Annotated in this window: 7 protein-coding genes; all 7 read right to left on the minus strand. The window is 40.7% G+C overall.

All coding sequences use genetic code 11. The features are described from left to right. Position 1: 1 nt before the first annotated feature. Positions 2–3,025, minus strand: a complete 3,024-nt coding sequence (locus tag EL17_RS20385) for a SusC/RagA family TonB-linked outer membrane protein (protein WP_035079067.1) — start codon at positions 3,023–3,025, stop codon at positions 2–4. Between the two features lie 123 nt (positions 3,026–3,148). Then, positions 3,149–5,518, minus strand: a complete 2,370-nt coding sequence (locus tag EL17_RS20390) for a GH92 family glycosyl hydrolase (RefSeq protein ID WP_035078788.1) — start codon at positions 5,516–5,518, stop codon at positions 3,149–3,151. A gap of 34 nt (positions 5,519–5,552) precedes the next feature. After that, positions 5,553–6,464, minus strand: coding sequence for an ROK family protein (locus tag EL17_RS20395; RefSeq protein WP_051720247.1), 912 nt, complete (start codon positions 6,462–6,464; stop codon positions 5,553–5,555). Next, a complete protein-coding gene (locus EL17_RS20400) occupies positions 6,461–7,183 on the minus strand; it encodes a GntR family transcriptional regulator (RefSeq protein WP_035078791.1) in 723 nt (240 codons plus the stop codon). Before EL17_RS20400 ends, EL17_RS20395 begins: the two co-directional genes overlap by 4 nt. Before the next feature lie 175 nt (positions 7,184–7,358). Continuing rightward, positions 7,359–8,762 carry a sugar porter family MFS transporter gene (locus tag EL17_RS20405; RefSeq protein ID WP_035078795.1) on the minus strand — a complete coding sequence of 468 codons (1,404 nt, stop codon included), beginning with the start codon at positions 8,760–8,762 and terminating at the stop codon, positions 7,359–7,361. 211 nt (positions 8,763–8,973) lie between these two features. Next, positions 8,974–11,154 carry a GH92 family glycosyl hydrolase gene (locus tag EL17_RS20410; protein WP_035078798.1) on the minus strand — a complete coding sequence of 727 codons (2,181 nt, stop codon included), beginning with the start codon at positions 11,152–11,154 and terminating at the stop codon, positions 8,974–8,976. Between the two features lie 439 nt (positions 11,155–11,593). Then, entirely contained in the window at positions 11,594–12,820 is a 1,227-nt protein-coding gene (locus EL17_RS20415) for an MFS transporter (RefSeq protein WP_035079072.1), read from the minus strand. Positions 12,821–12,848: the final 28 nt, after the last annotated feature.

A 12,848-nucleotide genomic window follows, 5' to 3' on the forward strand; every position in this document is an offset into this window, starting at 1 on the left:
ATTAGAAATTAATATCTATACCAGTAGAAAACACCCTTGATACGGGATAGACACGGCCATTAGTGGCTGCTCCCCCGTGACTCTCCGGGTCCAGTCCCAGATTCATGGGCGTAAAAGTGAACAGGTTGAGTCCTGTTACATACAAACGGGCCTGTCCCAATCCAATCCTTGAAATTAAAGTAGAGGGCAATGTATAACCCAACTGTACATTTTTAATTCTAAGATATTGTGCATTGAATATGTAAAAATCAGATCTCGCAGCATTATTAACCGACTCCGATCCTACTGTCAACCTGGGATAGGTGGCATCCATATTTCCCGGCGTCCATCGATCAAGATGTCTGGCAAAAACCGGCCCTTCATTGTTGTTATGAAATGCTTCAACAATTTCTCCGCGAACCCACTGGGATCGCTCTCCTACACCTTGAATAAATATAGAAAAGTCAAATCCTTTGAAGTTAGCGGCATAGGTGGCTCCAAATGTATAGCGGGGAAACGCATGGCCCAATACAAAGCGGTCATTCTCGTAATTTATTACCCCATCATTATTTCTATCCACATATTTTATATCTCCCGGTTGCACACTAGTGGCAAATATCGGCGTGGCACTTGCCGAAACCTCTTCCTGGGAATTAAAAAATCCATCTGACCTGAGGGCAAAATAGGAATTTATGGGATATCCTTCCCTCAGAATGGTCTGTACGTCGCTGCCGTTTATAAATTCCCTACCTCTGAGATCCACCACCTCATTTTGGCTGTCAGATAAATTCAAATTAAATGAATGTCCCACGTTACCGGTATTAACAGCATAATCCACAGAGATTTCCCAGCCTCTGTTTCTGACTACTCCCGCATTTTGAATTGGCTGACCCAGTCCATAAGTTGATGGCACTGGTAACTCTAAAAGAATGTCCCGTGTCAGGTTATTAAATATATCGAAACTTACACTGAGTTTTCTCTGAAAGAATGCCAAGTCTATCCCCAAATTGGACATGGTGGATGTTTCCCACGTTCTTTGGGGGTTTGATACCGAATAATATGCCCCGGGCACACCTACTCCACCGAAAGCATAAACATTGCTGTTTATATTTACCAAACTCTGATGGCCATATAAACTCCCTATATCCTGATTACCGAGCTGACCCCATGAGGCCCTGATTTTGGCAAATGAAACAACATCCTCCACCGCTGAGAAAAATTCTTCTCTACTTAGAATCCAGCCTGCTGACACAGAGGGAAACACTCCCCAGCGGTTTGCCGACGTAAAGCGGGAAGAGCCATCATATCTCAGATTCCCTTCCAATAGGTATTTATCAGAAAACCGGTATCCCATTCTGCCGAAAAATGACTGAATACCCCACTCATTACCGGACCCATTGGTACCACTTTGTAATATTTCAGAGACATTGTCAATTACTCCAAATTGGTTTCCGGGCACATCCAGACCTGTGACCCCAAAAAATTCGGTTTTGAATGATTCAGAGGAGACACCTAACAGAAAATCAAAGTCATGCTTTTCGGATATGTTTTTATTATAAGTAGCGGTGATAAACGGATTCAAATAAATGGATCTTCCATATTGGTTGGCTACCGAGTTCTGGTTATTTCCTCCTCCCGGATAGGCATATTCTATGGCCCTTCTGAATTCATGGGTCAGATTACTGGTGGTATTTCCACCCAGGACACCTCTTAAAACGAGGTTCTCTATAGGTTCATATTCTATACTTAAATTGACCAGGATTTCATCATTCTGATTGGTCCGGGCTCCTCCCTGCTCCAGTTGCGCCAGGGGATTCCCGTTACTGCCACTGGAAAGGGTGTAATTACCATCTTCATCAATTATATTATAGATGGGAGGCATACGTACTGAAGGCTCGATCAGCCATTCTGTCCACCAGGCATGGCCCTTGATATCGTTTCTGGCTAGCGACATCCTACCTCCTATCTTTAGCTTTTCATTAACCTGCTTATCAAGGTTTATCCGGATGTTATACCGCTGGTGGCCATAACCGGGTCCATGGAATAAACTTTCCTGATCCATATATCCCAAAGACATCATATAATTAAGCCCTCTTTCTGCCCCGCTAAGCGAAAGATTATGGTTACTTTGAACAGCATGATCTTTGAACAGTGCCTGGTAATGCGATACATTAGGCCCGTTTTCTTTAAATCCAAGGATCTGCTCAGGTGAAAAAACCGGAGCCATCCGCGAATTTACCAAGGCCTCATTTCGTAGCGTGGCATATTCCCAGGAGTCTGCAATCTTTGGGAAATTAGTGGGCTGCTGTAAGCCAACCTGTCCACTATAAGAAAATTTGGGCTTGCCTTCTTTTCCTAATTTGGTAGTGACTAATATTACCCCATTGGCCGCACGGGAACCATATATAGCAGCGGAGGCAGCATCTTTCAAAACACTGATACTTTCTATATCATTGGGATTGATATTGTTCAATGAACTGATCACGCCATCTACCACGATCAAAGGTGTATTGCCGCTCATCGTACTTAATCCCCGGATATTGATCTCTGGCAATGTCCCCGGTTCTGACGTACCCTGTTGGATCACCAATCCGGGTACTTCACCCTGAAGAGCCTGGTAGGCATTTGTGACCGGCTTACCCACTATGGCTCGCTCCCCGGTTTCACTGATTGCGCCGGTGATATTGTCCCTTTTTTTGGTACCATATCCTACGACCACAAACTCATCCAGATCACTTAAATCCACATCCAGTATTACATCTAATGAAGTTTGATTGGGGGAAATATTAACTTCATTTGTGATAAATCCTATAAAAGAAACCAGTATAACATTATCTCCACTGCTATCCAGTGTCAGTCGAAATTTGCCGTTTGCATCACTTACCGTTCCTTGCGACGTTCCTTTTACAATTATAGAAGCCCCTGGCAAAGGCTCATTTTCCGCAAATACGGTTCCACTGATGACGCGTTCCTGCGCCATTGCCTGCTGATAATATCCGAAGAAGAGCAGCGTGATTGCTAATAGTTTTAGTTTTGTCGATAGCATAACTTTAATGTTTAGGTCCAAATGTTTGGACATACTATAAATTTTGGGTTTTTTGTTTAAAATTAATTCTTCAGAATCATAAAGGTTTTTTTACATATGGGGACTGATTAAAGGGTACATTATTTATAAATCTTCAAAAAGAAATTTATTGGGAGTATTTCCCAAGGTTATCTCAAGGTGAGCTCCATCTAATAGTTTATTCAGGGCTATTTGGGACTGATGGTAGGGTTTACCATTGAGGCTGATGGATTGGATATAAACATTTCCCTCCGCATTGTTATGGGTGGTAATCCTGATGGTGTTGCCATTTGGAGTATTGATTTTTATCCCGTCAAATAAGGGACTGCCAAATTGAAATGACGGCTGCCTTTCTACCAGTCCTTTGACATCAAACAGTCCTATGGAAGACATTACAAACCAAGCTCCTAACTGGCCCTGGTCCTCATCCTGTCCCAAACCATACCCATGTATCTCCTCCACTCCATAAAATACATCACAGATTCGTCTTACCCATTTCTGTGTCAACCATGGCTGACTGGTGAAGTTGAATAGCCAGGGAATATGCAGGTTAGGCTGGTTACCGTGGTTATATAAATAACTTAATCCGGCAAAGGCATCAATGTCTTCTCCACCAAATCCCGTTTTTTCGGATACAGTAAAAATGGAATCCAGTCTGCTGACAAATTTATCATCCCCCATTTTTTTTACCAATGCTTTGGGAGTATGTGGGACATAAAAAGTATATTGCCATGCATTTCCTTCCTGAAATCCCACCCATGGTGCAAAAGGATCAAAATCCTCTAAAAATTCACCTGAGGCTAATCTTGGTCTTACAAAATCTATTTGCTCATCATAAGATTTCTCCCAGTTCCGGGACAATTCCATAAGCTCTCCATATGCTTCTTCTTTGCCCAAAGCCTTGGCAAATTGGGCTACTGCATAACTGCTATAGCTATATTCCAGGGCATGGGAAACAGAAAATGCCGATCCCTCCGATGAGGTATCCCAACCCGGCAGATAAGGAATAAAGCCGTTTTTAACAAAATTTCCAAGATCAGTTTTACCGGCTCCTTCATTTCTGTTTTCATACCTTACTTCATTTTCATAAGCTGCTTGAAAAGCCAGTTCTATATCGTAATCCCTGATATTGGCCTGATAAGCAGAAGCTATGACGAGTCCGACGAAATTGGTTCCTACCCCGGAGACAAATTTACTGTTGGCCAAACCGTCACTCATCCATCCTGAGTTTTTGTATACTGCCAAATGGCTCTGCACAAAATCATTGTAATATTCCGGCCATACCAATGTCCATAGTTGGGTCAGATTCCAAAATGCCCCCCATACAGAATCTGTATTGTAAAACTTAAATATCGGGTCTCCGTTTTCATCCAGAGGGATCTGTCCTACAGTCCCGTCGTTTTCGGGAAATTGGCCGTTTATATCGCTGGCCAATCCCCTACCCAGCAGTGCATGGTACAGTCCGGTATAGAATTTCACTTTGTTTTCCCTGGACTGATCTGTGATGGCTATTTTGTTTAACTCACTGGTCCACTGCTCCCTGGCATTTGCTTTTGCCTGATCAAAATTTAGGTCCTTCGCTTCAGCCAGTAGATTTAATCTGGCATTTTCTACAGAGGTATATGAAAAACCGGCTTTAATTTCAATGGCTTCTCCTTCATTTGTGTCAAAGGTCATATATAGCCCCGACCCTGCTCCTGTCATGCTGCTATTGTTATCCTGCCTATCTGCTCCTTTAAAAGTGCCGACTGATGTAGGTGATTTGTTTATTACCCCCGAAAAATACATTCTAACTTCACCATCCGGTTGGTACTTTTTCACATATTCAGGATAAGTCACCACCCAGCCTTCTATGGTATTGTTATCATGATATGTAACCGCAGCATCTTTTACCTTACCACTTTCACCAAGTTGGTTCCCTATATCCAAAATGATATGGGCCTTATCTGATTTGGGAAAAGTGTAGCGGTGAAAGCCTACTCTTTCTGTAGCGGTAAGTTCAGCAGTGACATCATAATCTTTGAGCTTTACCCTGTAATATCCCGGAGAGGCATGTTCATCCTGTTTATCAAAACGTGAACGGTATCCCTCATCAGGGTTTTCCAAACTGCCAGGTACAGTCTGCAGCTGGCCGGTCATGGCTGTAAACAGAAAACCTCCGATCTGAAATTCATGAAGGTTGGCAAAACCTTCTATACTCTCATGTCTGCCATCATATCCCACTGCTTCCCAGCCACTGGGATTGCCATAACTTCCATTGGTGGAAGGCCCCAGCTTGGCCATTCCAAAGGGTATGGCCCCGGGGGTATAAAAGAACCATCTGCTATGGACGGAACCTATGTTGGGATCTACCAGATCCAGCACGGAATCAGTATCCTGCCCATCATTATGCTGTACTATATCTTGAGAATTGCATGCAGTACAAAACAGCAGGTATAAAAAAAGAACAGATTTAATATTTGGTAAATATGTCATTAAATTATGATTATGTTGAGTTTATAGTTTTAATTTATCTTGGTGATGCTGTTATATAACTTCCATCACCGGAACCCTCATAAAGTAAAGCGGCTCCCATCATAGCGGCCTCCTCCCCATAATCTGAATAGAAAATAGGGATGTTTGGCAAATGATAGGACAAGTCATCATGGAAAAATTGAAAAGCTTTCGCTATGTTTCCTCCAAGCACTACTACCTCCGCTTCAAATTTTTTTAGATGCGGTGATAGAAAAACACCCAATTCTTGTCCAAACCATCTCATGGTTTTATGGGCATCTTCATCCACTGGTATTAATTGACATAAATCCAAAACAGTAGCCACATCTCTCCCGCTTATTTTTTTAAAATGATTGATGATTCCACGGGTGGAAAACAAATCATCCGATAACTGGTCTCCATGTTTTTTATCAAACAAATATCCTCCTTTAGGTACATCGGGACCTTTTTCCACTGCTTTACCATCCAAGCAAAATGATGAACCCAAGCCTGTACCTAAAGTGAGCCCTACCATTCTTTTGTATTCAGAAGCTTTTCCAACAGCTGCTTCTGCTGTGGCAAAGGCAGCTGCATCATTTATAAAACGAATAGCTGCAGGAGGTATATTGAGGTAAGAGGCAAGCTCATCCCTGACATTAACATTCATAAGTGATTCATACTTATCTACTCCATTGATCAAACTTATACCGTTCGCGTAATCAAATGGACCCGGAACAGCTACTCCTATTCCTTCAAAAGGAACACCGGAAGCATTGATGGTCTTGGAAATGGCAGAACCCCAAATACCTATTATTTCTTTTAAACTTCCTTTATTGTTTACAGGAAGACTAATTTTGCTGTGCTTTAAAAATACTTTGTTAGAATGTTCATACATACCACAACTGATATGGCTACCTCCAATGTCAACTCCTATACTATATATGTTCATCGCCTGATTTCTATGGAATAGGTAAACAAATCATTACGGTAATATCCAATGTTATATTCGAGCGGTCTATCACCGGGATCTGAAACAAACCTCTCTCTTATAAGAATAGGGTCCTTGGTTTTTACCATCAGTGTCCTGGCAAATTCACCCGCCAAACCAGCTTTTATCTTTTCTCTCGAAACAGCCGGAATGGAATGATAATCATTTTCCAGAATATCATATAAAGGACGACTGAAATCTTCTTTGCCCGTTAAGCCTATCCTCGGTTGGAAATAACTTTCAAAATAAACAAAAGGCTCATCGAACCCTTTTAGCCGGCTAAGTTTTAAAATTTTGGTCCCCTCGTCAACATTCAGAAAATTGGCAATATATTTTTTGGCCGGAACCCATTCCACTTCAAGTTTCAGGTTTTTAAAGGGTATTCCTTTTGAATTCATTTCTTGGGTAAAACTATGCCACTCACTCAAATTAGTAACTATACTCTTAGAAGATACCTTAGTACCCACGCCCTTTTTTCTTGAAATCAGACCTTCATATTCTAATTTATTGCCTGCTTGTCTTACCGTATTCCTGGAGACTCCCAGAATTTTAGACAGTTCCACTTCTTTAGGCAAAAATGCCCCATTTTTAAATTCCGGAAGCTCAATCAATTTCCGCAAAAGCTCCTCTACCTGTATATGAAGCGGTATAGGGCTGTCATGATCTACTTTTATATCCACTGTAATTTGTATCCTATGTCTGATGTATAAACAATCTTCAATATAAGCATTATTTTATTATGTTATTAACTGTTTATCTATGGTTAATACGCTTCTACATAATAAGTATTGAACTCTATACTATAATTTAAATTAAAGTCTATATTGATAAATTAAAATTACCCAGTACCTATAATCAACCATTTACCTGTTGCGTTTTTTTCTTATACCACATTTCCTGGATCTTCTCCAGTGTTTTTCCTTTTGTTTCCGGCACCATCCTATATACCACGATGAATGCTGTCAGACAGCAAAAGGCAAAAAACCAGAAGGTACTTGCCGCTCCAAAAGCTGCCAGCATAATGGGCGTAATCTGTCCCACTATAGTGTCCGCTACCCACATCACCATAATGCTCAATGCCAATGCACGACCTCGGATTTTATCAGGAAAGATCTCAGAGGCAATTACAAATTTCAGAGGCCCAATGGAAAAGGCAAAACTGGCCAGAAATATAGTGGCGCTGATCAGTAAAAGAAAGCTTTCTGTATTTCCTGTATAAAAACAAATGCCGGTGACAAATAAACTGATGGCGGCGCAAACGGTACCAGTCAGATACAGCGGACGTCGACCCAGGCTGTCTACTTTCCATACCGCGATAAAAGTAAAGAGCATATTGACCGTACCGAGTAAAATCTGGCCAAGAAAAGCATTGTTTAAATTTAATCCTGCTTCTTTCAAGATACTTGGACCATAATAGATTATGGCATTGATGCCACTAAACTGGGAAAACAGTGGAAGAAGTATACCTATCAGTAAAGGTTTTCGCATTTCCGGAGCAAGAAGCATTTTATAGGAGGATCCCTTTTTTGTGTATTGATTGGCATGGATCTCTTCTAGATCCTGCTTAATTTCATCCTCCTTTTTGATCTTCTTCATGATATGCAGTGCGTCCTTATTCCTGCCCATTTGTATCAGCCATCGGGGACTTTCCGGGATAAATATCAGACCTATAAAAAACAACAGTGCGGGAAAAACCTCTATACTGAACATCCCCCGCCATACTTCGTCTACATAAAGAAAACGGAAATCAGCAGGTAAATCCTGGGGGGCGATATTATTGGATAAGCTTAATAAACCCGCATTTGTCAAATAGGCTACTAAGATACCGAATGTAATGGCAAGTTGGTAACAGGTTACCAAGCGGCCCCTTATTTTAGAAGGGGCTATTTCGGACAGGTATAGCGGTACGGCGTTTGAAGCTATACCTACTGCTATACCGCCCAGCATTCTGGCATATATAAGCAGTGCAAAAGTAGGCATCAGGGTACTTCCCACAGCAGAAATAAGAAATAGGAGTGCAGCTAAAAGCAACAGCTTTTTCCTCCCAAACCGGTCACACAGCTCACCTGAAAAAGCCACGCCCAGTACTGCGCCTACCAAAGCTGAAGATACAAACCAACCTTCCTCTGCAGCATTCAAAGCAAACTGGGACTGCACAAAAGGCAAAACACCGGATATGACCGCCATATCAAAACCAAATAGAAGACCACCCAAAGAACTTATCAGTGTTACTTTACCTATATAATACCCATTATTCATACTAAACTATTCCGTATTATTCCAAATAATAAAAATATATTTAAATATAAATTAAATGTACGAATGTTCAAACATATCCTTTTAAATTTTTTTAAGATATGGTTTTAAAGCATTTTAAAAATGAGTTGCTTTTATATTGATTTAATTCTTCTCAAATTTTCATCCTCTGACTTAAGCATTATTGCCACCCTAATTATAAATAAAGAAAGGGTTAATCTGTAATTATCTGTAAATCTCCTCCCTTATTGAACAGCTCATGGGAAATGAAATACCCTTTTATAGCATTGCCGTCTACAGTGATCCCCTTCATATTTCTACCTTGTGAAGAGTTGGTTATGTTTAGCGTTCTGTTTTGCTCCAGCTGCCACCTTACGCTGTCAAATAATGGAACAGTGACTATATATTCATCATCCGCCGGAGACAAGGGATATATACCCAGGGACGCAAAAACATACCATGATGACATTTCACCGGCATCATCCATACCGGGTAGTGCCAATCCATGTTCCCCTACTCCGTAAAAATTATTGAGAACATTATCAATAATCAGCTGGGATTTTTCAGGCTTTCCTATAAAATGGTAAGAAAATGGTGCTTCATGATCAGGCTGATTTCCCACACAATATTGTCCAATGAAACTAGATACATTCCTGGCGATGTGGTCTGGGTTCCAGGGTACAGTAAAGAGCGAATCTAATTTTGCCTCAAAAGCACTGGCTCCGCCATATAGCTGAACCAGTCCTTCCATGTCATGCGGTACATAAAAAGACAGTTGCCAGGCATTTGCCTCCCGGTACGTATATTCATAATAAGGATATTGTGGATCAAAGTTCTTTACCCATGTACCATCACTCAACCTGCCTCTCATAAAATTGGTGGATTTATCAAATACATTCACATAATTTTGAGAGCGTTTCATTAAGGAATGATAATTGTCATCATCTTCCATGATTAGCGCCAGTTGTGCCAGTGAATAGTCATCATAAGCATACTCCAGCGTTTTGGATACGCCAGCTTTCGCCTTTGTTTCTACATGGGGCTTTTCTATATCAGGACTGGATACATACCCTTTCTCGATGTATTCACTGATAAAAGGACGGATTCCTCCTTCTACATTTGCATTACGCAACAGCAGCTGGTATACACTTTTGACATCAAAATCTTTTATACCTCTTTTATATGCTCCTGTAATAAAAGGAGCGGCATGGTCTCCATGAAAAAAAGTCGGAATAAAGCCTGTTTTTTCTCCCATATGATGCATGGACCTGATTACATCAGCCGTTACATCAGGGGCTATAATGGTCATTAATACCAACTTATTCCGATAGGTATCCCATAAGGAAGGCCTGGTATAATATCGAAAATCCGCTTTGGAGATATTTCCTTCTATGTCCTGAAATTCACCGTTCACGTCACTACGTAGGGCAGGCCATAAAAATGATCTATAAAGAGAGGTATAGAACATTTCCTTTTGCTTATCACTTCCCCCTTCTATCTTTATGTTGGAAAGCAGTTTTTCCCAAGTTTCAGCTGCTTCTGACTTCACGGCATCAAAGGTTTTGGTAGCTATTTCCCTGGTATGGTTTTCCTTGGCGTTTTGGGCACTTACAAAGGAGAGTCCGATTTTCATCTCCACATTATGGTCAGCCCCTCCAAGGTGTACTAAGGCATTTCCCTTTCGTGTCCCGGGCTGATTGACTTCCAGCTTTTGTATAGGAACATTCAGTGTGGCATAGAAATGAATAATCTGTTCCCCGTTACGTTGAAAACCTTCAATTTCTTTTTCACCTTTTTGCCTGATGCCCCAATCAGTCACTTCGTTATTGGCTTTGCCCAGATCAAACAATATTTTATTATCAGTAGGATGCTTAAAATTATATTTGTGAAATCCTGATCTTAAAGTAGAAGTCAACTCCACATCCACAGCATAATCTTCTAAATAAACCTGATAATATCCAGGTTGGGCATTTTCCCGATCATGACGAAAGCGTGATCCGTATTTATTCGGATGGGTATGATCTCCCGATACTGGAAGTACCGGAATATTGCAATAGTTCCAATGACCTTTATTGGTATGGGTAAAGGCATAGATAACACTATCCTCATACTGATATCCTGCCCCGGTACCATATTCTGTAATAGGACTTAGCTGTACCATAGCATTGGGCAGGGAACTACCAGGATAAGTCAAACCCGCCCATACCCTCCAGCCTTCAGGCGGGGTATAGCCGATGAAATCCGGATCGGTAAGGGGCGCGGTTCCTATAAATGGATTAACCCAGTCGATCAACCTATTATTTTTTTGGCTTTCAGTGGTTGCCTGACCGTCTACCTCGTGAGGTAATAATAGGATATTAAGAAGGATTAGGGTCATTAAAGGTAATAATTTCATTTTGGGTCTATCTAGGTAATGATTAAATAAATCGATTTAGCAATTCGTTAATAAACTATTGAACAATGCTTAATTTTATAAATGATCAGTGTGGCAGAATACAAATTAATGAATTATATTCTTTAATAAAACTTTTAAACAATATAATAACCATTTGAAAATCAAACATGGGCATATAATTAAGTGGACAGTTATAATATTCAAATTTACAGCCTCCTACTACTATAATTTTTAGTCCTCCATATAAAGTTCATTCTCCATGGCTTTATAAATTGAAAAAAATGATGGATCCATCCATATCCATTTATAGTAAATTGACCTCCAACAATAGGAAATATCACTTGGACAATTTTCTACATTTAAAATTTCCCTGTGGCATGTCTTTACTAAATAGGCAATCTGTAATGGTAACAGATCGCCTATTTAGTCAATTTGTATTTTAATGAACGGCCATTTCTTTAGTGCTTTTTGAGTTTTTTTGCCAGAAAAACAAAATCGTAAAGAGCACGATAAGGATCGCTGGGAATGCAACCATCTTTTCCAGCGTATCTTGACCGGTGGCCAATTCTAAAGCTTCTCCCATTAAACCGCTGGCCATTTTTTCTTCTCGGGCACTATCGATCCAGCTACCGATAATGGGTTGAAAGATGGAGGTTGAAAACATCCCCACCCCTCCTATTACAGACATCCCCAATGCACTGCTCAAAGGCACTCTTTGTGCGACAGCTCCTACCATCACAGGCCAGAAATAGCATACCCCCAATGCAAATATTATTGCAGCTATATAAGCCATAGGTCCAGTGACAGTGCTGAACATATAAATGCCAATGGCAGCCAATATAGCCCCACCAAGGAGTGCGCCTGTTTGTCCCAAAAGCTGGACTACAGGTCCTGCAAAAAATCTACCCAGCGCCATCAGCGCACTGATCAGGGCCAATATAATCATTGGTTCAGCCCCGCTATAACTGAATATCACGCTTACCCACTGATTAGGTCCAAACTCCGTAATGGCCGTAAGTGCCATACAAATAAACAAAAACATGTATAAAGGGCTGATCATGGCCTTTAAGTTTTCTGTCAGTGAGGTAGCCCCTTCTACTTTTGGTTGGGGAAATGCTTTTCCAAAAAACAAAAAGGCATAAATGACAGTCGGTACCATGATTATCCACATTTGAATTTCCCAACCCAAATTGATTGTCGTCATGGCATAAGAGATGATAGATCCCAAAAATATACCTCCCGGAAACCACATGTGAAATCTACCCATCATTTTATTCATTTTGATACCGGAATACATATCCGCTATCATAGGATTACAGGCAGCTTCTGTACAGCCATTACCTATCCCGATCAATAGGGTGGATATAAGTAAGGTAGTATATCCACCTGCAAAAATCGTCATTAAAATACCCAGGGTGTGGGCTACAAACGCTACATTCATGATAATCCGTGGACCTACAGAATGATAAACCAGCCCTCCTATAATCATTGATATAGGAAATCCCAAAAACCACATAGAATTTATAAATCCTAACTGTTCGGCAGAAAGTCCAAATTGTAATCCTAATTGGGGAAGAATTCCTGCTCTAATCGAAAAAGAGAAAGCAGTAGTGATAAGAGCAAAGCAACTACCGTTAAACAAAGCACTTTTGTTAATTTGGTTCATAGGCATTAATGGTTTATGGGTTTAAAAG

Origin of the sequence: Anditalea andensis, from assembly GCF_000714815.1 — a bacterium.
GTDB lineage: Bacteria > Bacteroidota > Bacteroidia > Cytophagales > Cyclobacteriaceae > Anditalea > Anditalea andensis.

What these genes read in the sequence shown, in the direction of transcription:
- EL17_RS20410 (WP_035078798.1), bottom strand. Translation starts at nt 11,154, where the DNA reads ATGAAATTATTACCTTTAATGACCCTAATCCTTCTTAATATCCTATTA.
- EL17_RS20415 (WP_035079072.1), bottom strand. Translation starts at nt 12,820, where the DNA reads ATGAACCAAATTAACAAAAGTGCTTTGTTTAACGGTAGTTGCTTTGCT.
- EL17_RS20395 (WP_051720247.1), bottom strand. Translation starts at nt 6,464, where the DNA reads ATGAACATATATAGTATAGGAGTTGACATTGGAGGTAGCCATATCAGT.
- EL17_RS20405 (WP_035078795.1), bottom strand. Translation starts at nt 8,762, where the DNA reads ATGAATAATGGGTATTATATAGGTAAAGTAACACTGATAAGTTCTTTG.
- EL17_RS20390 (WP_035078788.1), bottom strand. Translation starts at nt 5,518, where the DNA reads ATGACATATTTACCAAATATTAAATCTGTTCTTTTTTTATACCTGCTG.
- EL17_RS20385 (WP_035079067.1), bottom strand. Translation starts at nt 3,025, where the DNA reads ATGCTATCGACAAAACTAAAACTATTAGCAATCACGCTGCTCTTCTTC.